Source organism: Micromonospora sp. NPDC005220 (genome assembly GCF_040607895.1).
Taxonomy (GTDB): domain Bacteria; phylum Actinomycetota; class Actinomycetes; order Mycobacteriales; family Micromonosporaceae; genus Micromonospora.
Genome location: NZ_JBEXHP010000001.1, coordinates 96,109 through 122,834, shown reverse-complemented (window position 1 = coordinate 122,834; position 26,726 = coordinate 96,109). Strand labels below are relative to the sequence as shown.

At 72.0% G+C, this 26,726-nt stretch carries 23 protein-coding genes; 13 read left to right on the top strand and 10 right to left on the bottom strand.

What is annotated here, in order from left to right; genetic code table 11:
- Genes ABZU52_RS00555 through ABZU52_RS00545 form a run of 3 tightly spaced genes read left to right on the top strand, consistent with a single transcriptional unit; the run spans position 1 to position 3,953 of the window.
- Positions 1-1,533: a lipid II flippase MurJ gene (locus ABZU52_RS00555; protein WP_354968971.1), complete on the top strand. Its 1,533-nt coding sequence runs from the start codon at positions 1-3 to the stop codon at positions 1,531-1,533.
- Positions 1,534-1,540: 7 nt separating this feature from the next.
- Positions 1,541-2,806 carry an acyltransferase gene (locus tag ABZU52_RS00550; RefSeq protein WP_354968970.1) on the top strand — a complete coding sequence of 422 codons (1,266 nt, stop codon included), beginning with the start codon at positions 1,541-1,543 and terminating at the stop codon, positions 2,804-2,806.
- A gap of 10 nt (positions 2,807-2,816) precedes the next feature.
- A complete protein-coding gene (locus ABZU52_RS00545; protein ID WP_354968969.1) occupies positions 2,817-3,953 on the top strand; it encodes a glycosyltransferase in 1,137 nt (378 codons plus the stop codon).
- A 51-nt stretch (positions 3,954-4,004) separates the two neighbouring features.
- Here the strand turns inward: ABZU52_RS00545 and ABZU52_RS00540 are convergent, their stop codons facing one another.
- Positions 4,005-5,294, bottom strand: a complete 1,290-nt coding sequence (locus ABZU52_RS00540) for a hypothetical protein (RefSeq protein ID WP_354968968.1) — start codon at positions 5,292-5,294, stop codon at positions 4,005-4,007.
- 130 nt (positions 5,295-5,424) lie between these two features.
- Between ABZU52_RS00540 and ABZU52_RS00535 the strand changes: the two genes are divergently transcribed.
- Genes ABZU52_RS00535 through hutH form a run of 6 tightly spaced genes read left to right on the top strand, consistent with a single transcriptional unit; the run spans position 5,425 to position 13,255 of the window.
- Positions 5,425-6,276: a MurR/RpiR family transcriptional regulator gene (locus tag ABZU52_RS00535; RefSeq protein WP_354968967.1), complete on the top strand. Its 852-nt coding sequence runs from the start codon at positions 5,425-5,427 to the stop codon at positions 6,274-6,276.
- A gap of 17 nt (positions 6,277-6,293) precedes the next feature.
- Positions 6,294-7,982 carry a urocanate hydratase gene (gene hutU, locus ABZU52_RS00530; RefSeq protein ID WP_354968966.1) on the top strand — a complete coding sequence of 563 codons (1,689 nt, stop codon included), beginning with the start codon at positions 6,294-6,296 and terminating at the stop codon, positions 7,980-7,982.
- Positions 7,979-9,181 (top strand): allantoate amidohydrolase, encoded by a 1,203-nt coding sequence (locus ABZU52_RS00525; RefSeq protein ID WP_354968965.1) that lies wholly within the window; start codon positions 7,979-7,981, stop codon positions 9,179-9,181. Before hutU ends, ABZU52_RS00525 begins: the two co-directional genes overlap by 4 nt.
- Entirely contained in the window at positions 9,172-10,539 is a 1,368-nt protein-coding gene (locus ABZU52_RS00520; RefSeq protein ID WP_354968964.1) for a formimidoylglutamate deiminase, read from the top strand. The genes ABZU52_RS00525 and ABZU52_RS00520 overlap by 10 nt, the downstream gene beginning before the upstream one ends.
- Positions 10,536-11,720 (top strand): imidazolonepropionase, encoded by a 1,185-nt coding sequence (gene hutI / locus ABZU52_RS00515; RefSeq protein ID WP_354968963.1) that lies wholly within the window; start codon positions 10,536-10,538, stop codon positions 11,718-11,720. Before ABZU52_RS00520 ends, hutI begins: the two co-directional genes overlap by 4 nt.
- Positions 11,717-13,255: a histidine ammonia-lyase gene (hutH, locus tag ABZU52_RS00510; protein WP_354968962.1), complete on the top strand. Its 1,539-nt coding sequence runs from the start codon at positions 11,717-11,719 to the stop codon at positions 13,253-13,255. The genes hutI and hutH overlap by 4 nt, the downstream gene beginning before the upstream one ends.
- 94 nt (positions 13,256-13,349) lie before the next feature.
- On the opposite strand, the gene rdgB is transcribed toward hutH, so the two are convergent.
- From rdgB to ABZU52_RS00465, 9 genes are all read right to left on the bottom strand, one after another.
- Positions 13,350-13,967 (bottom strand): RdgB/HAM1 family non-canonical purine NTP pyrophosphatase, encoded by a 618-nt coding sequence (gene rdgB, locus ABZU52_RS00505; protein WP_354968961.1) that lies wholly within the window; start codon positions 13,965-13,967, stop codon positions 13,350-13,352.
- Entirely contained in the window at positions 13,964-14,692 is a 729-nt protein-coding gene (gene rph, locus ABZU52_RS00500; protein ID WP_354968960.1) for a ribonuclease PH, read from the bottom strand. The genes rdgB and rph overlap by 4 nt, the downstream gene beginning before the upstream one ends.
- A 158-nt stretch (positions 14,693-14,850) precedes the next feature.
- On the bottom strand, positions 14,851-15,594 hold the full coding sequence (locus ABZU52_RS00495) for an MBL fold metallo-hydrolase (RefSeq protein WP_354968959.1): 744 nt from the start codon (positions 15,592-15,594) through the stop codon (positions 14,851-14,853).
- Positions 15,595-15,817: 223 nt separating this feature from the next.
- A complete protein-coding gene (locus ABZU52_RS00490) occupies positions 15,818-16,783 on the bottom strand; it encodes a pyridoxal-phosphate dependent enzyme (protein ID WP_354968958.1) in 966 nt (321 codons plus the stop codon).
- An 11-nt stretch (positions 16,784-16,794) separates the two neighbouring features.
- Positions 16,795-17,172 carry a MoaD family protein gene (locus tag ABZU52_RS00485; protein ID WP_354968957.1) on the bottom strand — a complete coding sequence of 126 codons (378 nt, stop codon included), beginning with the start codon at positions 17,170-17,172 and terminating at the stop codon, positions 16,795-16,797.
- Between the two features lie 66 nt (positions 17,173-17,238).
- Positions 17,239-17,727 (bottom strand): M67 family metallopeptidase, encoded by a 489-nt coding sequence (locus tag ABZU52_RS00480; RefSeq protein ID WP_112736296.1) that lies wholly within the window; start codon positions 17,725-17,727, stop codon positions 17,239-17,241.
- A gap of 52 nt (positions 17,728-17,779) precedes the next feature.
- On the bottom strand, positions 17,780-18,280 hold the full coding sequence (locus ABZU52_RS00475; protein WP_354968956.1) for a DUF2017 domain-containing protein: 501 nt from the start codon (positions 18,278-18,280) through the stop codon (positions 17,780-17,782).
- Positions 18,277-18,567 carry an ATP-dependent Clp protease adapter ClpS gene (gene clpS, locus ABZU52_RS00470; protein WP_030331276.1) on the bottom strand — a complete coding sequence of 97 codons (291 nt, stop codon included), beginning with the start codon at positions 18,565-18,567 and terminating at the stop codon, positions 18,277-18,279. The genes ABZU52_RS00475 and clpS overlap by 4 nt, the downstream gene beginning before the upstream one ends.
- Positions 18,568-18,715: 148 nt before the next feature.
- A complete protein-coding gene (locus tag ABZU52_RS00465) occupies positions 18,716-20,266 on the bottom strand; it encodes a hypothetical protein (RefSeq protein WP_354968955.1) in 1,551 nt (516 codons plus the stop codon).
- Between the two features lie 186 nt (positions 20,267-20,452).
- On the opposite strand from ABZU52_RS00465, the gene ABZU52_RS00460 reads away from it, so the two are divergent.
- From ABZU52_RS00460 to ABZU52_RS00445, 4 genes are read left to right on the top strand one after another with little or no spacing between them, the layout of a single operon-like run.
- Positions 20,453-23,131, top strand: a complete 2,679-nt coding sequence (locus ABZU52_RS00460) for a LuxR C-terminal-related transcriptional regulator (protein WP_354968954.1) — start codon at positions 20,453-20,455, stop codon at positions 23,129-23,131.
- A gap of 16 nt (positions 23,132-23,147) precedes the next feature.
- Positions 23,148-24,434, top strand: coding sequence for a nicotinate phosphoribosyltransferase (locus ABZU52_RS00455; RefSeq protein ID WP_354968953.1), 1,287 nt, complete (start codon positions 23,148-23,150; stop codon positions 24,432-24,434).
- Between the two features lie 36 nt (positions 24,435-24,470).
- Positions 24,471-25,052 carry an isochorismatase family protein gene (locus ABZU52_RS00450; RefSeq protein ID WP_354968952.1) on the top strand — a complete coding sequence of 194 codons (582 nt, stop codon included), beginning with the start codon at positions 24,471-24,473 and terminating at the stop codon, positions 25,050-25,052.
- Positions 25,053-25,092: 40 nt separating this feature from the next.
- Positions 25,093-26,340, top strand: coding sequence for an MFS transporter (locus tag ABZU52_RS00445; protein WP_354968951.1), 1,248 nt, complete (start codon positions 25,093-25,095; stop codon positions 26,338-26,340).
- Positions 26,341-26,726: the final 386 nt, after the last annotated feature.

Genomic DNA, 26,726 nt, shown 5'->3' with positions numbered 1-26,726 from the left:
ATGGGCAAGGTCTTCTTCCGGCTGGTTCTCGGCGGCATCGCCGGCAAGATCCTCGGACTGCTCCGCGAGGTTCTGCTGGCTGCGCTCTTCGGGGCGGGGCGGGTGGTGGCGGCCAACCGCATCGCCCTGACGGCGACGTTGATCCCCATCAACTTCTTCACCGCCGACGCGCTCTCCGCGGGGTTCCTGCCGCTGTACGTGCAGTACCGCCAGGAGCGGCCCTCGATGGCGCACGTGCTGTACCGCGCGGTGCACCTGTTGTTGGCAGTGTTCTCCGTGGTCCTGGCCGTGGCGCTCATCTTCGGTCGGGACCTGTGGGTGGGGCTCCTCGGGCCGGGGCTCGATCCACACACGGCGGAGATCGCCGCGACCATGCTCGGCATCGCCGCGCTGGGCGTGCCGTTCTACGTCCTGTACAACCTGTACACCCTGGTCGGCCTTGCGAACGACGACGTCCGACTGATCAACCTGCGCCCTTCGTGCCAGAGCATCGGCCTGATCCTCGCCACGGTGATCGCCTGGATGACCGGGCACGTGTCCGTGCTGGCCTGGGGTTTCACCCTTCCGTACATCGTGCTGTGGTGCGTGGGCACTTACTGGCTCCGACGCCAGGGCTACCTGCGCGAGGGGGACGGATCGGCCCCGCACCGCCCGGACCGGGCCACCACCAAGCTGGCCCTCCGGATGTTCTGGCGACGGCTGCGGCCACTGCTGCTGATCCCCGTGATCCTCCAGGGCTCGATCGGCGTCGAGCGGGCCGTCGGCTCGCTTCTCGGTGTGGAGGTGGTGGCGGCCACCGAGTACGCACGTTTCGTGGTCGACTCGGTCATGGCGCTGCTCGCCGCGCCGCTGGGGCTGGCTGGCCTGGCTTCGTTCGCCCGCATGAAGACCCATGAGGTGGGCGGCGGACTTCGCCGCCTGATCCCACCGGTGATCCTGGTGGCTATCCCTCTGGCCCTGATCCTCTCCTTGAACAGCCGGGGAATCGTCACTCTCCTGTACGCCCGGGGCGAGTTCGACACCCGCGCGGTGGACGTCTCGTCGGTGCTGCTGCTGGGTTTCGCGCTCGGAATCTGGGCGCACGTGCTCGGCTACACCTTCGTCAAGGTGTTGAACGCCCGGGGTGCCAACTTCAAGGTCGCCATCGTGATGGCGATCTCCTTCGGTATTCCCATCGCCTTCAACCTGCTGCTCTACAAGCATTGGGGAGCTTTCACGATCGGCGCGGCTTCCTCGCTCAGCGGCCTGTTGATGTTCCTGATTTCCGCTCGGTTGCTGTCGGTACTGGGCTTCAGCATGCGTTTGCTCGCCGTTGTGCTGCCGGGCGCGGCTGCCGCCGCGACCGCTGGGCACCTCCTGGCCGGCTCCGGAATGCTGCGGCTCATCGCATCATGCTTGGCGATCCTGTTGATCTGGGTCGGCTACGTGGCGGCCGTACCTCAGCTTCGGCGTACGTTCCTGTCGTTTGTCCTGAAGAAGCTCGGTCGCGGTGCCGACGAGACCCCGCAGGACGACTTGGTGGCGATCAAGTGAGGAACCCATGACTGTGCACACCGGTCTGGTGACCGGGATGGACGGCACGCCGGACCATCCGGCCCCGCCGCCCGCTGCAGTTCTCCGGGAGACGGACTCTGGACCACGGCGCCGCCCGAGCGGCGACCGCCTCTACATCCTGGATCTGTTGCGCTTCTGCGCGGCCCTCGCGGTACTCGGCTTCCACGTGTTCGTCGACAACGACAACCGCGGAGCCTGGGGCAGGGATGTGGCCGAGATCTTCGGTGAGCCGGTCGTCACCGTGTTCCGATACGGCTGGATGGGCGTTGAGTTCTTCTTCGTCATCAGCGGGTTCGTCATATGCATGAGCTGCTGGGGCAGGTCTGTCGCCGACTTCGCCGTCTCGCGGGTAACCCGCCTCATGCCCGCGTACGTCTTCGCAGTGCTGGCAACCTCGGCAGCCCTCACGCTCTGGCCGCTCGAGACCGGTCCGCCGCAACCATCACACGTCCTGATCAACGCGTCGATGCTGCAGACCTTCCTCGGCATACCCAACATCGACTCGGTCTACTGGACCCTGTTCGTCGAGCTGAAGTTCTACCTTCTCTTTGCCGTCGTCGTCTGGTTCGGGCTGACCTACAAGCGGGTCGTGCTTTTCTGCGTACTATGGATGACCGCCGCCCTGTACGCGGAGTACTCCCAGGTCAAGACGCTGATCCAGTTCTTCGAGGCGGGCTTCGCCCCGTACTTCATCGCCGGCATCGCGCTATACCTGATCTACCGTTTCGGCCCGAACATGGTGACCTGGGGAATCCTCGGCACGTCGATGGTGGTGGGTCTGATCACGCTCGGACGACGGGTGGACGGACAGAACGCGGACAGGCCCGTCGTGTCGTTCGAGGTCGCGCTGCCGGTGATGTTCCTCTTCCTCGCGCTGATGGTGGCGGTGGCGTTGGGCTGGTTCTCCTGGTTCAAGTGGCGTTCTCTGACCGTCATCGGGGCGCTCACCTACCCGGTGTACCTGCTGCACATGCAGTTCAGTCGGATCGTCGTCGTCAAGTTCCACGACTCAGTGTCGCCGTGGCTGCTGGTCGCCGGTTTCGTGGCCGGGGTGCTTCTGCTCGCGTATCTGACGAACCGGTTTGTGGAGCGGCCACTCGCTAAGGTGCTGCGCCGACAGCTGAGGAAGGGCTTCGCGGAGATCAGCGTGAGATCGGCGAGCGGCAGTGAGACCTCCATCGAACGCCGGATGGCGAACAGTGATCCATACGGCGGTTCGGTTCGGCCGGACGCCGGAAGCCCCGTGGCATGAGGAGCAATCAGTGGTAGACAACCTTTCCGCCATCCCCCAGGCCCGCGCGCCACGCCCCCTCGACGACCTCAAGAGCGCCCGAGTCGCGCTCGTGCACGAATGGTTCGGGGCCACCGGCGGCTCGGAGAACGTCTTCCGGCAGATCAGCAGCCTGCTGCCGGAGGCGGAGCGCTTCGTGCTCTGGAAGGACCACGACGCCGTCGAGCCCAACCTGCGGGAGTCGTGGATGGCGCGGACCCCGCTGCGCAAGACGAAGGCCGGGGCGCTGCCGTTGATGCCCCTGGTGTGGCGGACCCTCAGCCAGGAGCGGTTCGACCTGGTGATCTCGTCGAGCCACGCGTTCGCCCACACCGTGCGGCTCGGTTCGTCGGAGGAGACCCGGTACCTCAGCTACGTGCACTCCCCCGCGCGGTACATCTGGAGTCCGAACTTCGACGGGCGGGGCTCCAACCCGATGCTGACCGTGCCGCGGCGCATGCTGCAAACCGCTGATGTCCGGCTCAGCCGCCATGTGAACGGTTACGCCGCGAACTCGGAGGAGGTGCGGGCCCGCATCGCCCGTTACTGGAAGCGGGACGCGGTCGTCATCAACCCTCCGGTCGACGTCGACTACTTCGCGGCCGCGCCCGCCGCCGACCAGAATCAGCCGCGTGAGTACCTGCTCGGGGTTGGACGATGGATCCCGTACAAGAACTTCGACCTGATCATTCAGATCGCCGAGGCGGCCGGGCTGCCGGTGGTGATCGCCGGCTCCGGTCCGGAGGAGACCGCGCTGCGACGGGCCGCCGAACGGGTCCGCGTGCCGGTGACGTTTGAGGTGCGGCCTTCGAAGGAGCGCCTGCGCCAGCTCTACTGGGGTGCTCGGGCTCTGCTCTTCCCGGTCCACGAGGACTTCGGCATCATCCCGGTCGAGGCCCAGGCCTGCGGGACCCCGGTGGTGGGTCTGCGCCGCGGCGGCCTACTGGAGACCGTCGTCGACGGGGAGACCGGTTTCCTCATCGACTCCCAGGACCCGGGAAGCTTCGTGCCGCTGGTCCACCGGCTGCCCGAGCTGTCGCAGGACCGCGTCCGGTCACACGCCAACGGGTTCTCGGAGCAGCAGTTCGCGGCTCGGATGACGGCGTGGATCGCAGACGCCGGACGCTGAACGCCAATGGCGCGGATGTGCGTGCCGACCGCACGCACATCCGTGCATGGTTCAGTAGACGAGGACGGCGCGCAGATAGGTCGCGATCCGACGCAGTTGATTGGCCTCCTGCATCGGACCGGTCAGCCGCAGCACGAACTGTCGATCGATGACGCCATCCTGGCCTCCCCGGTAGTAGGCGACGACGGCCAAGGCGTGCCGCTGCTCGCCATCGGTGTTGATGAGCGCCTCGGCCAGGGTGGTGGCCTGCCCGGTGCGAATCCACCGCGCGCCCCACGCCTCCTCGGCCATCCGCATGGCGGTCTGGCGGCGCTCGTCGCACGGCTGTGGGCAGGCTCGGACGATCAGCTCACCGCCCATTGTCGACTCTCCCGATGCCGACCGGCCGCAGTTGTACTTGACGAACCCCTCAGCCTTGCCCGCCAGCGTGCAGTTCCAGTCCATCGGAACCTTGACCGGGAAGCCCAGCCCTTCGAGGCTGGTCAGCGTCCGCACGTTGTCCCGCTCGGTGAACGTCGGCCACTGGGCCGGCCACTTGCCGCCCTGCGGCGGCTCCACCCCCGGTGACTGTGGCGGCGCGGCGGGCATCGAGGGCGGCTCGGCGGTCGCGCTGTTGACCACGTCGGCAGGTTCGTCAGCTGAGCCCTTCCAGATCGCCAGACCGCCACCGCCCACAAGCACCACCAGGACCAGCGCGGCGATGCCGATCCAGAGCCCGGTGCGCCGGGGTGGCGGCGTGGACGGGGTGATCCGGCGCACCGGTGCGGCGAACGCGTCGGCGCTCGGCCCGCTCACCGGGGAGACGTGTGCCGCCGGCGGTGCCGAGGTCACCGCGGTCGGCGAGGTGGGCACGCCGGAGATCGGGTGCGGGACCGCGGAGACCAACTGGCCGGGGACCGGGCCGGTCTGCACCGCCCACGGGGCCTGCGGCCCCCCGGAGACGGGCTGCGGCACGCCTGACACCGGCGGGGCGGACACCGCAGGCGGGGCGGAGACGGAAGGCGGCGCGGACGTGGGTGGGGCCGCCGTCGGGGCGGGGGTGTACTCGACGCCAAGGGCCCGGAACAGCTTCTCGGCACCGGGGCCCGCCTCGGCCGAGTAGGCCACCCAGGGCGCGGCGGCGGAAAAATCGGCGTACGTGTAGGGCATCGCGTCAGCCGACTTGGCCAGCAGGTCGGCGGCCCCGGCGAACGCCTCCCGCCAGCCGGCGGTGGCGGCCACGGTGGCGTCGAGCACCGCCACGGTGACGAATCGGCCCTGCTCGTCGATCGCGGCCCACGCCTTCCCCACTGGAGACCCGCCGAGCGCGTGGGTGTACCTGTAGGGGCCTTCCGGCTGCATGCGCACTCCTCCGTTGAACCGCCGTGCGGATAGTACCGACCGTCGGCCAACCCGGCCCGCCCCGGCCGGGGCGGGCCGGTGGCGGCTGAGGCCGCTTGCCAGTGAAAGTTCTCATGCATAGAGTCAGCCCATGAATGAAGGAGTTGTCGAGGCACCCGCTGACCGGGTGCTCGACCTCTTCCAAGGGGTGCGGCTCACCCCCACTCAGCGCCGGATCGCGCACTGTCTGGTGCAGCACGCCCCCACCGTGGCCTACCTGTCCGCCGCCGAGGTCGCCGAACTGGCCGGGGTCAGTCAACCGTCGGTCACCCGGTTCGCCGTCGCGCTCGGCCACGATGGCTACCCGGCGCTGCGCCGCCGGCTGCGGGACCTCACCGGCTCGGCTCCGGGCGGATCGACGGACGCCGGCAACGAACTCCAGCAGGCGGTACGCGCGGAGATGGGCAACCTGGACCGACTGGCCGGTCAGCTCGCCGACCGGGACCGGATCGCGGAGACCGGGCGGTTGCTCGCCGGGAGTCGGCCACTGCCGGTGCTCGGTCTGCGCGCCGCCGCGCCGCTGGCCGCGTACTTCGCCTACTTCGCGGCCAAGGTGCACCCGGACGTGCGGGTCCTCGACGACGGCGGCAGCCTGCTCACCGACCGCCTGGAGCAGGCCGCCGAGGCCGGGGCGTCCGCCGTGCTCGCCTTCGTGCTGCCCCGCTACCCCCGGGAGACCCTGGACGCGTTGCGGGACGCCCGCCACGCCGGGTTGACAGTGGTGGCGATCACCGACTCGCCGGTCAGCCCGGCCACCGAGCACGCCGACGTGGTGCTCGCCGCGGCGGTCGGCGCGCAGCTCGTCTTCGACCTGCACACCGCCCCGATGACCCTGGCCATGGTGCTGTTGCAGGCGATCTGCGATGCCGCGCCGGCCGACACCCAGCGCCGACTGGAGGCGTTCGAAGCCTCTGCGGCCCGCCGACAGTTGTTCCTCGGTTGACCGGAGGAGAACCAGAGATGACCCAGCCCATTCGCGCCGCACGGGGCAGCCAGCTCACCACCCGCGGGTGGCAGCAGGAGGCAGCCCTGCGGATGTTGATGAACAACCTCGACCCTGAGGTGGCCGAGCGCCCCGACGACCTGGTGGTCTACGGCGGCACCGGCAAGGCGGCGCGGGACTGGCCGTCGTACCACGCGTTGGTGCGTACGCTGACCGACCTGCGCGAGGACGAGACGATGCTGGTGCAGTCGGGCCGCCCGGTCGGGGTGATGCGCACCCACGAGTGGGCGCCGCGGGTGCTGCTGGCCAACTCGAACCTGGTCGGCGACTGGGCGACCTGGCCGGAGTTCCGCCGCCTCGAACAGCTCGGCCTGACCATGTACGGGCAGATGACGGCCGGATCCTGGATCTACATCGGCACCCAGGGCATCCTCCAGGGCACCTACGAGACGTTCGCGGCGGTGGCCGCCAAGATCGCCGACGCCCGCGGCGACGGGCAGGGGCAGAGCCAGGGCACTCTCGCCGGCACGCTGACGCTCACCGCCGGCTGCGGCGGCATGGGCGGCGCGCAGCCACTCGCGGTCACCATGAACGGCGGCGTCTGCCTGATCGTCGACGTGGACCGCACCCGGCTGGACCGTCGGGTGCACGACCGCTACCTGGATGAGGTCGCCGATTCCCTGGACGACGCGATCGCTCGGGTCCGCGCGGCGAAGCGGGAGCGCCGTGCGCTGAGCGTCGGCGTGGTCGGCAACGCCGCCGAGGTCTTCCCCGATCTGCTGAACCGTGGCGTCGAGATCGACATCGTGACCGACCAGACCAGCGCGCACGACCCCCTGGCGTACCTGCCGGTGGGGGTGGAGCTGGCCGAGGCCCGGGACTACGCCGCCGCCAAGCCGGCCGAGTTCACCGACCGGGCCCGCGCGTCGATGGCGAGGCACGTCGAGGCGATGGTCGGCTTCCTCGACGCCGGCGCCGAGGTGTTCGACTACGGCAACTCGATCCGGGGCGAGGCGCAGCTCGGCGGGTACCAGCGCGCCTTCGACTTCCCTGGGTTCGTGCCGGCGTACATCCGGCCGTTGTTCTGTGAGGGCAGGGGTCCGTTCCGGTGGGCGGCGCTCTCCGGCGACCCGGCCGACATCGCGGCCACCGACCGGGCCATCCTCGACCTGTTCCCGGAGAACGAGTCGCTGGCCCGCTGGATCAAGTTGGCCGGCGAGCGGGTCGCCTTCCAGGGCCTGCCGGCCCGGATCTGCTGGCTCGGCCAGGGCGAACGGGACAAGGCAGGCGTGCGGTTCAACGACATGGTGGCCTCCGGCGAACTCTCCGCCCCGGTGGTGATCGGCCGGGACCACCTGGACACCGGCAGCGTCGCGAGCCCGTACCGGGAGACCGAGGGGATGGCCGACGGCTCCGACGCGATCGCCGACTGGCCGCTGCTCAACGCGCTGGTCAACACGGCCAGTGGGGCTTCCTGGGTGTCCATCCACCACGGTGGCGGGGTGGGCATCGGCCGGTCCATCCACGCCGGGCAGGTGTGTGTGGCCGACGGCACTCCCCTCGCCGGTCAGAAGATCGAGCGGGTGCTCACCAACGACCCGGCGATGGGAGTCATCCGGCACGTCGACGCCGGCTACGACACCGCGCGCGAGGTGGCCGAGCGCACCGGGGTCCGGGTGCCCATGAGCGAGGGTGGACCCGCGTGAGCGACGACCTTCCCGCCCGGTTCCGGACGCTGTGGGACGAGATCGCGCCGGTCGGGCGGGACGCCGACAGCGGCGGCTACCTGCGGTACGCGTTGACCGAGCCGGAACAGGAGCTGCGGGCCTGGTTCCGCGCTCAGGCCGAGCGCCGGGCCATGCCGGTCACCGAGGACGGCAACGGCAACCTCTTCGCCCACTGGGGTGACCCGGAAGCGCCCGCCGCGGTGCTCACCGGCAGCCACTTCGACTCGGTGCCACACGGCGGGGCGTACGACGGGCCGCTCGGCATCGTCAGCGCGTTCCTCGCCGTGGACGAGCTGCGGGCCGCCGGCGTGACCCCCGGCCGGCCGCTGGTGCTGGGTGCGTTCGTCGAGGAGGAGGGCGCACGGTTCGGCGTACCGTGTCTGGGGTCGCGGCTGCTCACCGGGGCGCTGTCGGCCGAACGCGCGGCCGGCCTGCGCGACGCGGCCGGGGTGAGCTTCGCCGAGGCGCTCGGTGACCGGCCGGCGGGCGCCCGGCCGGAGCTGCTGGGCCGGTTCGGCGCGTTCGTGGAGTTGCACGTCGAGCAGGGCCGCGCCCTCGCCGACACGGACGCGCCGGTCGCGGTGGCCAGCGCGATCTGGCCGCACGGCCGGTGGCGCTTCGACGTCGTCGGCGAGGGCAACCACGCGGGCACCACCCGGATGGCCGACCGCCGCGACCCGATGCTGACCTACGCGTTCACGGTGCTGGCGGCCAACAAGGAGGCCCGGCTGCGCGGCGCGCACGCCACAGTGGGCCGGGTCGCCGTCGAACCCAACGCCACCAACGCGATCCCGTCGAAGGTGACCGGTTGGCTGGACGCCCGCGCCGCCGACCCGGAGACCCTGGCGGGGTTGGTCGACGCGGTGCGCGGCAAGCTCGCCGAGCGGGCCCGCCGCGACGGTACGACGGTGACCGTCACCGAGGAGTCGGTGACCCCGGTGGTCGCCTTCGACGGCGGGTTGGCCGACCGACTGGCCACGCTGCTCGACGCGCCGGTGCTGGCCACCGGCGCGGGGCACGACGCCGGGGTGCTCGCCGCGTACCTGCCCACCGCGATGCTCTTCGTGCGCAACCCGACAGGCGTCTCGCACTCCCCCGCCGAGGCCGCGACCGACGACGACTGCGCGGCCGGGGTACGGGCACTGGCCCGGGCGCTGGAGGAGCTGACATGCCGGTGACACCGACCCGCTGGCTCGCCGAGTACGCCTGGCTGCCCAAGCACGCCGAGCCCACCCCCGACGTGCTGATCGAGGTCGACGACGGTCGGATCACCGGGGTCACGCCGCTGACCCCCGGCAGCCGGCCACCGGCCGGAGTCGGGGTGTACGGCGACACGGTGCCGCTGCCCGGCCTGACAGTGCCCGGCCTGGCCAACGTGCACTCGCACGCCTTCCACCGGGCGCTGCGCGGGCGTACCCACGGCGGGCGGGGTGACTTCTGGACCTGGCGGGACCAGATGTACGCCGTCGCGGACCGGCTGGACCCGGACACCTACCTCGCCCTGGCCCGGGCGGTCTACGCCGAGATGGCGCTCGCCGGGATCACAGGTGTGGGCGAGTTCCACTACCTGCACCACCGGCGGGACGGCGGCGCGTACGACGACCCGAACGCGATGGGCGCGGCGCTGGTGGAGGCTGCCGCGCACGCCGGGATCCGGCTCACGCTGCTGGACACCTGCTACCTGACCTCCAGCGTGGATGGTCGGCCCCTCACCGGCCCGCAACGCCGATTCGGCGACGGTGACGCGGGCCGCTGGGTCGAGCGGGTCACCGCGTTCCAGCCGTCAGACTCGCACGTCCGGGTCGGCGCGGCCGTGCACTCGGTTCGGGCGGTGCCGGCCGATCAACTCCGCGTGGTCGGCGACTGGGCCCGGGAGCGGCCGGCACCGCTGCACGTGCACCTCTCCGAGCAGCCCGCCGAGAACGACGAGTGCCGGGCCGTGCACGGGCGTACGCCCACCGCGCTGCTCGCCGAGCACGGCGTGCTCGGGCCGCACACCACGGCCGTACACGCCACCCACCCCACCAGCGCCGACCTGACCCTGCTCGGCGACACCCGGACCGGGGTGTGCCTCTGCCCGACCACCGAACGGGACCTCGCCGACGGGATCGGCCCGGCCCGGCTGATGGCCGACGCGGGCATCCGGTTGAGCCTCGGCAGCGACAGCCACGCCGTGATCGACCTGTTCGAGGAGGCCAGGGCGGTGGAGCTTGACGAACGGCTGCGTACCCGCCGGCGCGGCCACTTCGCGCCGCTCGACCTGCTGACGGCGGCCAGCTCCGCCGGGCACGCCGCGCTGGGCTGGGCCGACGCCGGGAGGATCGCCGTGGGCGCCCGCGCCGACCTGGTGACGGTACGACTGGACAGCGCCCGCACCGCCGGGGTGCCGCCGGTGGGCGTGTTCTTCGCGGCCGGCGCGGCGGACGTCGAGCAGGTCGTGGTGGACGGTCGGGTGGTGGTGGCCGAGGGCCGACACCTGACCGTCGACGTGCCGGCCGAGTTGTCGTCCGCGATCGAGGCGGTGCTCCCCTCATGAGCAGCCTGCTGGTCGACAACATCGGGGAGCTGGTCACCAACGGCGCCGGCGAGGGTCCGCTCGGCATCCGCCGCAACGCCGCCGTGCTGATCGAGGAGGGCCGGGTGGTCTGGGTCGGGCCGTCCGGGTACGCGCCGGCCGCCGACCATCACGTCGACGCCGCTGGGGCCGCCGTGCTGCCCGGTTTCGTGGACAGTCACGCCCACCTGGTCTTCGCCGGGGACCGGGCCGCCGAGTTCGCCGCCCGGATGGCCGGTCAGCCCTACACCGGCGGCGGCATCCGGACCACCGTCGGCGCGACCCGGGCCGCCACCGACGATGAACTGCGGGCCACAGTGCGCCGGCTGCGCGGGGAGGCGCTGCGCCAGGGCACCACCACCATGGAGATCAAGAGTGGGTACGGGCTGACCGTCGCCGACGAGGCCCGCTCGCTCCGGATCGCCGCCGAGGTCAGCACCGAAACCACCTTCCTGGGCGCGCACGTGGTGCCCGCCGAGTACGCCGACCGCCCCGACGACTACGTCGGGCTGGTCTGCGGGCCGATGCTCGCCGCCGCCGCTCCGTACGCGAAGTGGATCGACGTGTTCTGCGAGCGGGGCGCCTTCGACGTGGACCACGCCCGCGCCATCCTGGCCTGCGGGCAGGCCGCCGGACTGGGCGTACGGCTGCACGCCAACCAGCTCGGCCCCGGCCCCGGGGTGCGGCTGGGCGTGGAGCTGGACGCGGCAAGTGTCGACCACTGCACCCACCTGAGCGACGCCGACGTGGCCGCGCTGGCCGACACCGCCCACAGCGACGGGTCGGGCACCCGCACGGTGGCGACCCTGCTGCCCGGCGCGGAGTTCTCCACCCGCTCGCCCTACCCGGACGCCCGCCGGCTGCTCGACTCCGGGGTCACCGTGGCGCTGGCGACGGACTGCAACCCCGGCTCGTCGTACACCTCGTCGATGCCGTTCTGCGTGGCCCTCGCGGTCCGTGAGATGCGGATGACCCCGGCGGAGGCGGTCTGGGCCGCCACCGCCGGTGGCGCGCGGGCGCTGCGCCGCGACGACATCGGTGTGCTCACCCCCGGCGCGCGGGCCGACCTGGTCATCCTCGACGCGCCGTCGTACCTGCACCTGGCCTACCGGCCCGGCGTCCCCCTGATCCGCCAGGTAATACGCAACGGAGTCCCGCAATGACGAACGTGACCATCCAGCCCAGCGGGATCACCGCCGACGACGTGCTCACGGTGGCCCGTGGCACCGCCACTGTCGTCCTCGCCCGGGCCACCATCGACGCGATGGCGACCAGCCGGGCCATCGTGGACGGCATCGAGTCGTCCGGCCGTCCCGTCTACGGGGTCTCCACCGGCTTCGGCGCGCTGGCCAACACGTTCGTCGCGCCGGAGCGGCGGGCCGAGCTGCAGCACGCGCTGATCCGCTCGCACGCCGCCGGGGTGGGCGCCCCGATGCCGCGGGAGGTGGTCCGGGCCATGATGCTGCTGCGGGTCCGCTCTCTCGCGCTGGGCCGCTCCGGGGTCCGGCCGCTGGTCGCCGAGGCCCTGGTCGACCTGCTCAACCACGACATCACCCCGTGGGTGCCGGAGCACGGCTCGCTGGGCGCCTCCGGCGACCTGGCGCCGCTGGCGCACTGCGCGCTGGTGCTGCTCGGCGAGGGCTGGGTGCTCGGCCCGGCCGGTGAGCGGCAGGACGCGGCCGAGGCGCTGACCGCCGCCGGGCTCAAGCCGATCGAGCTGGCCGCCAAGGAGGGGCTGGCGCTGATCAACGGCACCGACGGCATGCTCGGCATGCTGCTGCTGGCCATCCACGACGCGGCGCACCTGTTCGCCATGGCGGACGTGACGGCCGCGCTGGCCATCGAGGCGATGCTCGGCTCGGAGCGGCCGTTCCTGCCCGAGCTGCACGCGATCCGGCCGCACCCCGGTCAGGCGGCGTCGGCGGCGAACATCCACCGGCTGTTGCAGGACTCCCGGGTGATGGACTCGCACCGCGACGACCTGGCGCACGCCGTACAGGACGCGTACTCGATGCGCTGCGCGCCGCAGGTGGCCGGAGCGGCCCGGGACACCCTGGACTTCGTCCGCACGGTTTCGGCCCGGGAGCTGGTGTCCGTGGTGGACAACCCGGTGGTGCTGCCGGACGGCCGGGTCGAGTCGACAGGCAACTTCCACGGCGCGCCGCTCGGCTTCGCGGCGGACTTCCTCGCCATCGCCGCCGCCGAGGTGGGCGCGATCGCCGAGCGGCGGGTGGACCGACTGCTCGACGTCACCCGCTCCCGGGATCTGCCGGCGTTCCTCTCCCCCGACGCCGGGGTCAACTCCGGGCTGATGATCGCCCAGTACACGGCGGCCGGGATCGTCGCCGAGAACCGTCGGCTGGCTGCCCCCGCGTCGGTGGACTCGCTGCCCACCAGCGGAATGCAGGAGGACCACGTCTCGATGGGCTGGGCAGCGGCCAAGAAACTGCGCACCGTGCTGGACAACCTCACCAGCCTGCTCGCGGTGGAGTTGCTGGCCGGCGTACGCGGTCTCCAGCTGCGCGCACCGCTGGAGCCGTCCCCGGCCGGCCGGGCGGCCGTCGCCGCGCTCGGTGCGGCGGCCGGCGAGCCCGGCCCGGACGTGTTCCTCGCGCCGGTGATGGAGGCGGCCCGCGCCGTCGTCGCCGGGCCGGAGCTGCGCGCCGCCATCGAGCGGGAGGTCGGCCCGCTGAGCTGACCTCAGTCGGGTCGCTGTCGTCCGTCGCGGGTCAGGCGGCGGGCGGCAGCACCTCGCGCCCGTCAGGCGGCGGGCGGCAGCAGCTTCGCGCCCGTCAGGCGGCGGGCGGCAGTACCTTGGCGACCAGCTTGGCCAGTTCCCGCAGTGCCTTGCCCCGGTGGCTGATCGCGTCCTTCTCGGCCGGGGTCAGCTCGGCATTGGTCCGGTCCTGGCCGTCGCCCAGGAAGATGGGGTCGTAGCCGAACCCGCCGTCGCCGCGCGGCGCGCGCAGCACCCGGCCGGTCTGCCGGCCGTCGACCAGGTGCTCCTTGCCGCCGGGCAGCACCAGCGCCACCGTGCAGACGAAGGACGCCGCCCGGTGCTCGTCCGGCACGTCGGCGATCTGATCCAGTACCAGCTGAAGGTTGGCCCGGTCGTCGCCGTGCTTGCCGGACCAGCGGGCGCTGAACACCCCCGGCATCCCGTTGAGCGCGTCGACCGCGAGCCCGGAATCGTCGGCGATGGTGGGCAGCCCGCTCTGCCGGCAACCCTCCCGCGCCTTGATCAGCGCGTTCTCGCCGAAGGTCAGGCCGGTCTCCGGCAGCTCCGCGTACTGCTCGATGTCGTCCAGCCCGAGCAGGGCGATCCGGTGCGCGCCGAGCGCGCCGTCCAGGATCCGCTGAAGCTCGACCAGCTTCTTCCGGTTACGGGTGGCGAGCAGGACCTTGTTCATGAGGTAAGAGCCTTCCGCTGGGCTTCGGCCAGATCCGCGCAGCCCGCGACGGCCAGGTCGAGCAGGGCGTCGAGCTGGTCGCGGGCGAACACGCCCGCCTCGCCGGTGCCCTGCACCTCGACGAAGTCGCCCGCGCCGGTGCACACCACGTTCATGTCCACCTCGGCGGCGACGTCCTCCTCGTAGCAGAGGTCGAGCCGGGCCTCCCCCGCGATGATCCCCACGCTGACCGCGGCCACCGACCGGTGCATCACCTTCTCCGGCTTGCCGGCCAACGCCTTGCGGGCGGCGAGCCAGCCCACCGCGTCGTGCAACGCGACGTAGGCACCGGTGATCGCGGCCGTGCGGGTGCCGCCGTCGGCCTGGAGCACGTCGCAGTCGAGCACTATCGAGTTCTCGCCGAGCGCCTTGAGGTCGATGCTGGCCCGCAGGCTGCGGCCGATCAGCCGGGAGATCTCATGGGTACGGCCACCGACCCGGCCCTTGACGCTCTCCCGGTCGGATCGGGTGTTGGTGGCCCGGGGCAGCATCGCGTACTCGGCGGTCACCCAGCCGAGCCCGGAGCCCTTGCGCCAGCGGGGCACCCCCTCGGTGACGCTCGCCGTGCAGAGCACCCGGGTGCCGCCGAACTCGACGAGCACCGAGCCCTCCGGATTGGTGCTCCAGCCACGGGTCACTGTCACCGGTCGAAGTTGAGAGGGCCCTCGCCCGTCAGGTCGCGCCATCCCTGCACCCTATGCGGTGCGGCGATCCACCTCGCTCGGGGTGCCCCGGGGAACGTCCGCGCCGTGCACCAACAGCAGTTCGGTGGCACCGGCGTACCGCTCGCGCACCTGCCGGACGGCACGACACCGCGGCCCGGCCACGCGAACCGGACGGGCCGTCAGATGTCGTAGCTGGCGCCGGGTCGGACCACCTCGAGTGGCCCGGTGTACGCGGAGGCGGCCGACTCCAGGGTGTGCGCCTCGCTGCCCCAGGCGGGCACCAGGTGGGTGAGCAGCAGCCGACCCACCGCGGCCTTGGTCGCCGCCTCGCCCGCCTCCCGACCGGTCAGGTGCAGATCCGGCGGATTGTCCATGCCGTCGAGGTAACTGGCCTCGCAGAGGAACACGTCGGCGTTCTGGGCCAGTCGCAGCAGCGCCTCGCAGGGCGCGGTGTCCGACGAGTAGCACAGCGAACGACCGTCGTGCTCCAGCCGCACGCCGTACGTCTCGACGGGGTGGTTGACCCGGTCGACGGTGACCGTGAACGGGCCGATCGGGAAGGTGCCCGGCTGGAGCGCGTAGAACTGGTACACGTCCTCCACCGAACCGTCGTCCCCGTACGCGGCGCTGAGCCGGTCCGGGGCGCCCGCGGGCGCGTACACCGGCAGCGCCGGGTAGGGGCCGTCCGGGGCGTACCGGCGCACCACCACGTACAGCACGGCGTCGAACATGTGGTCACAGTGCAGGTGGGTCAGCAGGATCGCGTCCGGGGCGTGCAACCCCGCGTACCGCTGGAGGCTGGACAGCGACCCGGAGCCGAAGTCGACCAGAAGCCGGAAGCCGTCGGCCTCGACGAGGTAGGCCGAGCAGGGGGACTCGGGGCCGGGGAAACTGCCCGCGCTTCCCAGAACGGTCAATCGCATCGAGTGGTCTCGCTGTCACTATCAGTAGCACCCGTGCCGGCGACAGCCCCGGGCATGATCTCTACCGACGCGTACGCCACGCTGCGCAGCCTACGCTGGAGCGCGCGGCAGCAAGAATCATCCAACGGAAGTTGTCACGAACGTGACACCGGCTCGCGGTACGCCGGGCAGCGAACGGGCCGTCGACATATGTCGACGGCCCGTAATCGGCAGACCAGATCGGTCAGGCCCAGAGCTGCCCCTCCAGGGCGTCCTCGGCATCGGCGAGCGTGCCGCCGTAGGCGCCGGTGGACAGGTACTTCCACCCGCCGTCACAGACCACGAAGGCAACGTCGGCCCGCCGGCCGTCGCGCACCGCCTCGTGCGCCACCGCCAGCGCGGCGTGCAGGATGGCACCGGTGGAGAACCCGGCGAAGATGCCCTCCACCTCCACCAACTGGCGGGTGCGCAACACCGCGTCCCGGGTGCCGACCGAGAACCGCCGGGAGAGCACCGAGGCGTCGTAGAGCTCCGGCACGTACCCCTCGTCGATGTTGCGCAGGCCGTAGACCAACTCGCCGTAGCGCGGCTCGGCGGCCACGACCTGAATGCCCTCGACCTTTTCCCGCAGGTAACGCCCGGCGCCCATCAGGGTGCCGGTGGTGCCCAGCCCGGCCACGAAGTGCGTGATGCTGGGCAGGTCGTGCAGCAGCTCCGGCCCGGTCGTCTCGTAATGCGCCCGCGCGTTGGCCTCGTTGCCGTACTGGTAGAGCATCACCCAGTCGGGGTGCTCGACGGCGATCTGCTTGGCGGTGGCGACGGCCTGGTTGGAACCACCCGCCGCCGGCGAGAAGATGATCTCGGCCCCGTACATCCGGAGCAGCTGAACCCGCTCGGTGGAGACGTTCTCCGGCATCACGCAGACCAGTCGGTAGCCGCGCAGCTTCGCCACCATCGCCAACGAGATGCCGGTGTTGCCACTCGTCGGTTCGAGGATGGTGTCACCCGCGCGGAGTCGGCCAGCCTCCTCCGCCGCCCGGACCATGAACAGCGCCGCGCGATCCTTGATGCTGCCGGTGGGGTTGCGGTCCTCCAGCTTGGCCCAGAGCCGCACCGGAGGGGCCCCGTCGGGCACCGTCGGGGAGAGCCGGGGCAGGCCGACCAGCGGCGTACCCCCGCAGGCGTCGAGCAGGCTGTCGTACCGCGCCATGGCGGCCGACCTCAGCGAGCCGCGACGGCGTCGCGGGCGGCGGCGCTGTGCGAGCTGATCGCCGCTGCCGCGGCGCTGTGTGAGCTGATCGCCGCTGCCGCGGCGAAGCCGAACGCGCCGCCGGCCACGGCCGGCAGGATGGTGACGCTGTCGCCGTCGGAGAGCTTCGCGTCCAGCGCGCCGAGGAAGCGGACATCCTCGTCGTTCACGTAGACGTTGACGAAGCGGTGCAGCGTGCCCCCGTCGGTGATCAGCCGGCCGCGCAGACCGCCGTGCCGGGAATCCAGGTCGGTGAGCAGATCGGCGAGCGTGTCGCCGGTGCCGTCGACGACCTTGGCGCCGCCGGTGTAGCTGCGCAGGATGGTGGGGATGCGAACCTCAATGGCCATGATGTCGAACTCCTCGGTCGGGTGTGCCTACGGTGACGGGACGAGACGGCTGCGGGCGCTGACAGGTCAGCGGCCGGAACACTCGTAATCGACCGTCGCCGGGCTCTGCCCGAACATGTAGGACTGGACGGCGTGCGGGTCGACGCCGGCCTCCACGACACGGACCGGCTCCTCGGTGATCACGCCGTCGACGATCCGGAACGACCGGATCTCCTCCGAGTCGGGCTCACGGGTCGAGACGAGCAGGTAGTGCGCCCCCGGCTCACCGGCGAAGGACACATCCGTCCGCGACGGGTACGCCTCGGTGGCGGTGTGCGAGTGGTAGATGACGACGGGCTCCTCGTCCCGGTCGTCCATCTCGCGCCACACCCGCAGGTGCTCCATCGAGTCGAACTCGTAGAAGGTCATCGACCGCGCGGCATTGTCCATCGGGATGTGCCGGGTCGGGGTGTCGCTGCCGACGGGACCGGCGACCACGCCGCACGCCTCGTCGGGGTGATCCCGGCGCGCGTGGGCGACGATCGCGTCGATGATCGACCGGTCGATGCTCAGCACGTGCACCAGCCTAACGCCTGTTGAGCACGGGCCGAAGTGGTGCCGGTCACCCCTAGTCGATCAAGGCGTTGAGCAGCGACTCCTGTAGATATCCCAGATACGCGTAGACCGAAAGCTGGAACACCCGGCTGGAACCCGGGTCCTCAGCGACCGCGTCGTCCAACTCCTCGCCCAGATCCGTGCCGTCCTTGATCTCCAGGCGCACGCCCATCGCGAGCCGGGCGTCGTTCAGCGCCCGCAACCATGCCTCGGCGGCCTCGGCGTCCAGCCGCACCTCGCCGCCGGCTTCGTCCGGCAGCGCGGCCAGGATCGCCCCCGCCTGATCGATCTTCGCGGTCTTCAGGTCGCCCTCGGTGTAGCGGCGAAACTCGGCGGTGCCCGGAGCGTCCTCCGGGTAGACCGCCGGAAAGAGCCGGCCGACGACCGGGTCGGTGTGGTCGAAGCCATCGGTGAGCAGACCCACCACCTCGGAGGCGACCTTGCGCAACACCCGCACCTCGTCGACGGCGAAGACGGCGACGTAACGGCCGGCCTGGCGATGGAACATGCTCATGATCGGTCCACCGTCGCCCACAGCCCGTACGCGTGCAGCTGCGACGCGTCGTGCTCCATCCGCTCCCGGGCACCGGTGGAGACCACGGCACGGCCCTTGTGGTGCACGTCCAGCATCAGCTGCTCGGCCCTCTCCCGGCTGTAGCCGAAAAGCTTCTGGAAGACCCAGGTCACGTACGTCATCAGATTCACCGGGTCGTCCCACACGATCGTTACCCACTGCCGGTCGGACGCCGGCACCTCGTCAGTGTCCGGCGTCTCGACCGGTACAACCTGCGGAGCCGCCATGCCCCCCATCGTGCCACCGGTTTCCCGGAACCGAGGAACCGGAACGCCGGCCCGGCGCGGATCACCCACCCCGGGCACGCCCGGCCCGCCCTGGACGCCATCGGACCCCGGGTCCGGCCCGGACCCGGACCGACCGGCGGGCACGCCGTCAGGCGAGCAGGATGCCGTGATCGACTGCATCGGAGAGCACCGCGCCCAGCGAGAGGCGGATCACCTCGAACCGTCGGGAGACCTCCCTGGACAACCCCAACTCGACCTCACGCACCGCCCGCTGGGACCAGGCCCGCGCCGCGCTGTGGTCGTCGTTGCCGGGTGTACGCCACTGCTGCCAGCACCCACCGGAGAGCGCCACCGCGACCGGGGGGAGCACCTCGTCCCAGGATGCCGCCGGATAGCTGGCGGCGGCGTCGATCGCCTCCGGGCCGGTCAACTCGGCCACACCGGCGGTGCTGGTGATCAACAACACCTTGTCCAAGTCCTGGCCGGGCCGGTGATCGGCCAGGCCGTACCGCACGGCAGCGGAGATCCGACGTCGCACGCCTTCTGCCAGCGGCGCGCCGAGCACCCGGGACGCGACGTCGGTCACGATGTCGCGCATTGCCTGATCGCACTGCGCGGTGGCCAACAGTGACAACGCCGCCATCTCCCGGTCGAGGAGATCCGGCAGGCCGGCACAGCCGACCCCGAACACGATCTCCTGAACGACCCGCAGGTGGATGTTCGCCAACTCCAGGGCGAGGTGCTGACGGATCCGCTGCGCGCAGGAGCGGGTGTGGCGGTCGAGCCGTTCGGACCAGTCACCCGGATCGGCGGCCACGGCGACGCGACCCTGCTGGCCCGGCAGGACCGGTGGGTCGACGCTGGCTCGCCGCAACCCCTCACGTGACGACCAGCCCACCAGCGCCCGCCGCAGGTCGGCGGCGGTTTCGGCGCCGTCGACCGGGAACCACCGCGCGCCGGCCAGCGCCGGCACCGCGGCCAGCAGCGCCGCCCGGTGTGCCTCCACCGTCACCGCGACCGCATCCACCTCGGCCGCCGCACCCTCGACCGGCGGGACGGACGCCCCCGCGCCCTCCGTAGTCGCCGCGCCGTCGGCCAGCGGAGCCCAACCCGCCGCGCCGGGGGTGACCGCGAAGACGACCTCCACCGAGGTCGGGGCGACCTCGGCGAGCAGGTTCAGCTCAGCGGCGGTGAACGCCTGGTCGGCGGCGATCACGAAGAGCAGCGCGCCGGCGCGGCCCGCCGCGTCGAGCAGCACCCGGGTGCCGGACACGCCGAGGGTGGCGGTGTCCGGAACGTCGATCAGGGTGAAGTGCCGCAGCAGCGGCTCGGACACGCTCAGCTCGACCCGTCGGGGTGGCCGGGCCAACGCCGGACCGGCGGCGTCCCGGTCCGCGCCGTACGAGTGCGGCTGGCGGTAACCGGGCACGAACGCCGCCCGGGTGGGCACCTTGGCGTTGCGCACCACCAACCAACTGCCGGCGGGCACGGTGAGCATGACCGGGTCGAGCCCGAGCAGGGTGGCGAGCACGGCACGCCGCTCGGCGCCGGCCGGGCCGACGGCGACCACACCGAGCGGCTCGTCCGGGGCGGGGCCGGACACGCCGACCCGGGTGGGGAGCGGGCCGCAGGTGGGTAGGTCGGCTGGGCCGGTCATGTCGTCCGGCGAGTCGACCGAGGGGAGAGGGCCCTGCTTCATCAGGTGCCTCCCGTTGGAGGTGACCGGTGGTCCGGTCGTGAAAATTTCGGTCCGGTTGTCGGAAGACTACGGGTGGACTGACGACCGCGCGGGACACCTCGAATACTCACCGGTAATTGTGCGGCTACTCAACTTCGTACCGTGACGGTGCGGGCGCGGACGGAATCCGATCGATATGCTGCGCGAATGAGTCGATGGGAGTTCGTCGGCCGCACGGATGAGCTCAACCGCCTGCTGGAGGCGGTGACCGGTCAGGCCGGCGGCGGGCTCTTCTTCAGCGGCAGCGCTGGCATCGGCAAGAGTCGGTTGCTGCGCGAGGGCGTGGGCGCGTTGCCCACCGACCGGTTCGCGATCTGGTCCATCGCCGCCAGCGCCACCACCGCTGCGCTGCCGTTCGGCGGGCTGGTCCAGGTCCTCCCCGCCGAGCAGCCCCAGGGCCTCTCCCCCGCCGGCATCCTGCGCTGGGCGCTCAACGTGCTGCAACAGCAGGCGGCCGGCCGGCGGATCGTGCTCGCCATCGACGACGCCCACCTGCTCGATCCCCCCTCGGCCGCGCTGGTGCACCTGGTCGCCCGCGCCGAGAACGCCACGGTGGTCGGCACCCTGCGCGACGGCGAACAGATCCCGCTGCCGATCCGCGCACTCTGGACGGACGACCTGGTCGAGCACGTCGAGCTGGCCCCGATGCCGCCGGAGGAGACCACCGACCTGCTGGCGGCGATCCTGGGCGGCCCGGTCGACGCGGGCTCCGCCGACCGGCTCGGCCGGTTGTCGGCCGGCAACCCGCTGCTGCTGCGCGAGCTGGTGCACGCCGCCAACGGCAGCGCCGAGTTGAAGCGCACGTACGGGATCTGGAAGTGGACCGGCCGACTGGAGCTGGCACCCAACCTGACCGACCTCATCGACACCCGGGTCGGCAAGCTCACCGACGGCGTCCGCGCGGTCGTCGAGCTGGTCGCGTTCGGCGAACCACTGGGCCTGCACCTGCTCAAACAGGCCGCCGACCAGTCGGACGTGGAGACCGCCGAGGAACGCGGGCTGATCACCGTGGTGCAGCACGACCGGCGCACCGACGTCCGGCTGGCGCACCCGCTCTACGGCGAGGTGATGCGTCGGCGCTGTCCGGTCAGCCGCACCCGCCGACTTCAGGCACACCTCGCCGAGCTGCTCGAGCAGGTCGGTAAACGCCGCCGCGACGATCTGCTGCGGGTGGCCGTCTGGCGACTCGACTCAGGCACCGCACAGAATCCGGCCCTGCTGCTGGACGCCGCGGTGCAGGCGTTCACCCGCTACGACGTGCCGCTGGCGACCCGCCTGGCGCGGGCCGCGCTGAACGCCGACGGCGGCTACGACGCGGCGGAGCTGCTGGCCACCATCCTGATGTTCGCCGACCGGCCCAACGAGGCGATCGACGTCCTCGACGCGGTCACCCCGGAGCCGGGCGACGAGCGGCGGCTCTGCCGCTGGCTGACCGTACGCGGCATGGTCAACTACTGGGGGCTGAGCCGAGAGTCCACGGTGGAGGAGATCGCGAGCCGGGTCGAGCAGCTCGGCGACTCCGCCGACCGGTCCCGGGTGCACGCCTTCGAGGCGATCATGCGCCTGCACCGACTGGACACGGCCGCCGCCGTGCAGCTCAGCCGACGAGTACTGGACCGCCCGGCGGCCGGCGTGGCCGCCCGCGAACTGGCCCGCTCCACCATCGCGTACGTCCAGGCCGCCCAGGGCGAGCTGACCCGCAGCGGTGCGGCGATCGCCCAGGTGCACTCGGCCGCGGCGAGCTGGCGCACCGACATGCCCTACCTCCAGTTGGCCCTGGAGCTGGCCCGAGGCACCCGGCTCATGCTCACCGGCGACCTGGCCGGGATCGACGCGATCGTGGCCGACGAGTTCGCCGACCTCGCCGGAGCCGGCGACTTCCGCCTCGGCACCGGCTACCTGGCCATCCTCCAGGCGTACGCGGCCCGGCTGCGCGGGCAGAGCGACGCGGCCATGCGAACCTCATTGGGCGCCTGCGCGGTGCTGGCCACGAGTCGGGTCTACGCCGGTCTGGCCCAGGCCGAACGCGTCCAGTCGGCGGCGCTGCGCGGTGACGCCGCGCAGGCGGTTGCGGCGATGGCCGAAGCCGACCGCACCCACGCGCCGGGCATGGCGGTGCTCTACCCGTGGCTGGAGCAGGCTCGGGGCGCGTCGCTCGCCGCGTCGGGTAACCTGCCGGGCGCGGTCAAACACCTCGGCGATCTGGTGGAACGGCTGCGCTCGGACGGCTTCGCCGGGCACGAGGTGCACGTCCTGCACGACCTCGTCCGACTGGACCAGGCGGGCATGGCGGTCGGGCCGACCTGCTCCGACGGTGGCCGGCGTACCGTCGCGCAGCGCCTCGCCGAGCTCTCCGAGCGGGTCGACGGGGTGCTCCCGCCGCTGTTGGCCCGGCACGCCCGCGCCGCGGTGACCGACTCCGCGACCGATCTGCTCGCGGTCGCCGACGACTACGCCGCCCTGGAGCTGACCGTGTACGCCGCCGAGGCCACCTCGCAGGCCGTCCAGCGGCTGCGCCGGCAGCACTCGGCGGCGGCCAACGACGCCCGGGAGCGGCTCGCCGGGCTGCTCGGGCGCTGTGACCTGATCCGGACGCCGGCGCTCCAGGCCGGCGCACCCGTGCTCACCGAGCGGGAGTGGCAGGTGGCCCGCCTCGCCGCGCACGGCGCCCCCAGCCGGGCCATCGCGGAACGGCTCTACCTCTCGGCGCGCACAGTGGAGAACCACCTTCAGCGGATCTACGCCAAGCTCGGCGTCACCGGCCGGGCCGAGTTGTGGGCGGCGTTGCGCTCGATCCCGGGCCACGACGGCGGCGATCCGAGCTGAACCTTAGGCTGGGGCGGTGAGCATCCACCGCCCCGCGCTGCTGACCGACCACTACGAGCTGACCATGGTCAGCGCGGCACTGAAGGACGGCACCGCCGACCGCCGGTGTGTCTTCGAGGTGTTCAGCCGCCGACTGCCGAGCGGCCGCCGGTACGGCGTGGTGGGCGGGACGGCCCGGCTGATCGAGCTGATCCGCGACTTCCGGTTCGACCCCACCGAGGTCGAGTTCCTGCTACGCACCGGGGTGGTCGACGAGACGGCGGCGGCGTGGCTCACCGACTACCGCTTCACCGGCGACATCGACGGGTACGCCGAGGGTGAGCTGTTCTTTCCCGGTTCGCCGATCCTCACCGTCTCCGGCGGATTCGCCGAGTGTGTGGTGCTGGAGACGCTGGCGCTGTCCGTGCTCAACCACGACAGCGCGGTGGCCGCGGCGGCGGCCCGGATGGTGACCGCGGCGCGGGGTCGGGCGCTGATCGAGATGGGGTCGCGGCGGGCGCACGAGGAGGCGGCGGTGGCCGCGGCGCGGGCCGCGTACCTGGCCGGTTTCCGGTTCACGTCGAACCTCGCCGCCGGTGCGCGCTACGGCATCCCGACGGCGGGCACGGCGGCGCACGCGTTCACCCTGCTGCACGACGACGAGCGGGCGGCGTTCGCCTCGCAGGTCGCCACGCTGGGCAAGGACACCACGCTGCTGGTCGACACGTACGACATCAGCCAGGGCATCCGCAACGCCATCGCGGTGGCCGGGCCGGAGCTGCGGGCGGTACGGATCGATTCCGGCGACCTCGCGGTGATCGCTCAGCAGTCCCGGGAGTTGCTCGACTCGCTGGGCGCCACCGAGACCAAGATCATCGTTTCCGGTGACCTCGACGAGTACGCGATCGCCGCGCTGGCCGCCGAACCGGTGGACATGTACGGCGCCGGCACGGCCGTGGTCACCGGCTCCGGGGCACCGACCGCCGGGCTGGTCTACAAGCTGGTCGAGGTCGAGGGGCGGCCGGTGGTGAAGCGCTCCGAGCAGAAGGCGACCATCGGCGGCCGGAAGGTCGCGGTTCGCCGGCACAAGCCGACCGGCACCGCCACCGAGGAGATCATCGTCCCGCAGGGTGTTCCGGACCGGCAGCCCAACGACCGCCTGCTCCAGCGGTCGTACGTGGTCGCCGGTGAGCCGGTGTCGCTGCCCACCCTCGACGAGTCACGGGAGCACCTGCGGGAGTGCCTGATCTCCATCCCGTGGGAGGGGCTGAAGCTCTCGGCCGGCGACCCGGCCGTGCCGGTCACCGTCGTACCCGCTGGCTGAGCCTTCCGCCGATCCGATCCCGAAGGGAAACCCCCGATGGCCAACGCGCTGATCATCGTGGACGTGCAGAACGACTTCTGCGAGGGCGGCTCGCTGGCCGTCGCCGGCGGCGCCGGGGTGGCCGCCGGCATCTCCCGGTTACTCGCCTCCGAGCCGGACCGGTGGACGCACGTGGTCGCCACCAAGGACTACCACGTCGACCCGGGTGCCCACTTCGGCGATCCGCCGGACTTCGTGGAGTCCTGGCCCCGGCACTGCGTGGTCGGCACCAGCGGTTCGGAATTCCACCCTGAACTGAACACCGGCCGGGTCGAGGCGATCTTTCACAAGGGCGAGCACGCGGCGGCGTACTCCGGTTTCGAGGGGCATGCCGACGACGGCGAGTGCCTGGCCGACTGGCTGCGCCGGCACGACGTGGACACCGTCGACCTGGTCGGCATCGCCACGGACCACTGCGTCCGGGCAACCGCGTTGGACGCCGCCCGGGAGGGCTTCGCCACCACCGTGCTGCTCGAGTTGACCGCCGCCGTCGCCCCGGCGACCACCGACGTGGCCCTGCGGGCGATGGAGGGCGCCGGGGTGGTCATGCACGGCCAGCCTGTGATCAGGGCCGCATGAGGCGGTAATTAATTGGTCATGGGGCCGCCGCCGGTCGAGGATGTCGCCGGAGGTACGGACCCACGTGAACATGAAGCCTTACCGGCGGGCGCTCGCCCTACCCGGCCTGCGGTCGCTGCTGGTGGTCGCCGTCCTCGCCCGCATCCCGCTCACCGCGACCGGGGTGACGCTGACCTTCCACGTGGTGCTCGATCTTGATCGGGGCTACGGGGCGGCCGGCCTGGTGGGTGCGGCCGTCACCGTGGGCGCGGCGATCGGCGGGCCACTGCTCGGCCGACTGGTGGACCGGCGTGGACTACGCCCGGTCCTGGTGCTCACCGGGATCGCCGAGGCGATCTTCTGGTCCACCGCGCCCACGCTGGCGTACCCCGTGCTCCTGCCGGCCGCGTTCGTGGCCGGCTCCCTGGCCCTGCCCATCTTCTCGGTGGTCCGTCAGTCGATCGCCGCGCTGGTCCCCGAGGACCAGCGCCGCCCGGCCTACGCACTGGACTCGATGTCGGTGGAACTGTCCTTCATGATCGGGCCGGCGTTGGCGGTGGCCCTGGTCACCGCGATCTCGGCGCAGACCACCATGTACCTGGTCGGTGGCGGCATCGTCGCCGCCGGGATCGCGCTGTGGCTGGTCAACCCGCCGGTCCGCGGCGCCGCCGAGCCCACCGGCCCACAGCGCCGGGTGCCGCGCCGCGAGTGGCTGACACCCCGACTGCTCGCCGTCCTGGCGCTCAGCGCCGCGGCGACCCTGGTGCTCGGCGGCACCGACGTGGCGGTGGTCGCCGTCCTGCGGGCCAGCGGCGAGGTCGGCTGGACCGGCGCGGTCCTGGCCATCTGGGCGGTCGCCTCGCTGGCCGGCGGTTTCGCCTACGGAGCGGTGCACCGCTCGTTCTCCCCGCTGGCACTGACCGCCGCGCTGGCCGTGTGCACCATTCCGGTCGGGCTGGGCGGCGCGCACTGGTGGTTGCTGTGCCTGGCGCTTATCCCGGCCGGCGCCCTCTGCGCGCCGACCATCGCGGCGGGCTCGGACGCGGTCAGCCGCCTTGTTCCGGCTCAGGTACGCGGTGAGGCGATGGGTCTGCACGGCTCCGCGGTCACCGTCGGCATCGCGGTCGGCGCGCCGCTCGCCGGCGCGGTGATCGACGCCAGCGCGCCGCTCTGGGGCTTCGTGGTGACCGGTGCGCTCGGTGCGCTGGTCACAGTGGTGGTGCTCCCGATCGAGCTGCGCCGCCGCCGCAACGCCGACGCGGCCACCCCACAGCCCGTCGAGGTCGACCTCACCCCCGCCGCCCGCTGACACCCCGCGGAGCTACCCGGCGCCACACCGGTTACCGACCACTGGCCCAGCCGGAGCAGGCCGGGGCAAGACGGACCCGGGCCGACCCGGGCAGCGCGGCCAGGCCCAGCCAGGCATACCTGCTGATGAGCCTGATGCCTGTGGGTCATCACGATGACTGGCAGGCATCAGGCTCATCAGGGACATAGTCCCGAGGCCAGCCGCGTCGAGCCAAGACCGCGCCTGGCCAGACCGGCCATGCCCGGGGAAAGCAGCCGCCGGCAAGCGGCGTGGAGCGGCCGACGACAAGACGCGGGGATCACGGTGGGCCGGACATGGCGACGGGGGGCGCGCCCCGTTTGCCGGGGGCGGCGCCCCGGGGAAAGGTGTGGGTTTGGGGGACAGCC

Excerpts from the sequence above, each read along its gene's own strand:
- ABZU52_RS00555 (WP_354968971.1), top strand. The coding sequence starts at position 1 with ATGGGCAAGGTCTTCTTCCGGCTGGTTCTCGGCGGCATCGCCGGCAAG.
- ABZU52_RS00550 (WP_354968970.1), top strand. The coding sequence starts at position 1,541 with ATGACTGTGCACACCGGTCTGGTGACCGGGATGGACGGCACGCCGGAC.
- ABZU52_RS00540 (WP_354968968.1), bottom strand. The coding sequence starts at position 5,294 with ATGCAGCCGGAAGGCCCCTACAGGTACACCCACGCGCTCGGCGGGTCT.
- ABZU52_RS00535 (WP_354968967.1), top strand. The coding sequence starts at position 5,425 with ATGAATGAAGGAGTTGTCGAGGCACCCGCTGACCGGGTGCTCGACCTC.
- hutU (WP_354968966.1), top strand. The coding sequence starts at position 6,294 with ATGACCCAGCCCATTCGCGCCGCACGGGGCAGCCAGCTCACCACCCGC.
- ABZU52_RS00520 (WP_354968964.1), top strand. The coding sequence starts at position 9,172 with ATGCCGGTGACACCGACCCGCTGGCTCGCCGAGTACGCCTGGCTGCCC.
- hutI (WP_354968963.1), top strand. The coding sequence starts at position 10,536 with ATGAGCAGCCTGCTGGTCGACAACATCGGGGAGCTGGTCACCAACGGC.
- hutH (WP_354968962.1), top strand. The coding sequence starts at position 11,717 with ATGACGAACGTGACCATCCAGCCCAGCGGGATCACCGCCGACGACGTG.
- rdgB (WP_354968961.1), bottom strand. The coding sequence starts at position 13,967 with ATGAACAAGGTCCTGCTCGCCACCCGTAACCGGAAGAAGCTGGTCGAG.
- rph (WP_354968960.1), bottom strand. The coding sequence starts at position 14,692 with ATGGCGCGACCTGACGGGCGAGGGCCCTCTCAACTTCGACCGGTGACA.
- ABZU52_RS00495 (WP_354968959.1), bottom strand. The coding sequence starts at position 15,594 with ATGCGATTGACCGTTCTGGGAAGCGCGGGCAGTTTCCCCGGCCCCGAG.
- ABZU52_RS00490 (WP_354968958.1), bottom strand. The coding sequence starts at position 16,783 with ATGGCGCGGTACGACAGCCTGCTCGACGCCTGCGGGGGTACGCCGCTG.
- ABZU52_RS00485 (WP_354968957.1), bottom strand. The coding sequence starts at position 17,172 with ATGGCCATTGAGGTTCGCATCCCCACCATCCTGCGCAGCTACACCGGC.
- ABZU52_RS00475 (WP_354968956.1), bottom strand. The coding sequence starts at position 18,280 with ATGAGCATGTTCCATCGCCAGGCCGGCCGTTACGTCGCCGTCTTCGCC.
- clpS (WP_030331276.1), bottom strand. The coding sequence starts at position 18,567 with ATGGCGGCTCCGCAGGTTGTACCGGTCGAGACGCCGGACACTGACGAG.
- ABZU52_RS00465 (WP_354968955.1), bottom strand. The coding sequence starts at position 20,266 with ATGAAGCAGGGCCCTCTCCCCTCGGTCGACTCGCCGGACGACATGACC.
- ABZU52_RS00460 (WP_354968954.1), top strand. The coding sequence starts at position 20,453 with ATGAGTCGATGGGAGTTCGTCGGCCGCACGGATGAGCTCAACCGCCTG.
- ABZU52_RS00450 (WP_354968952.1), top strand. The coding sequence starts at position 24,471 with ATGGCCAACGCGCTGATCATCGTGGACGTGCAGAACGACTTCTGCGAG.
- ABZU52_RS00445 (WP_354968951.1), top strand. The coding sequence starts at position 25,093 with ATGTCGCCGGAGGTACGGACCCACGTGAACATGAAGCCTTACCGGCGG.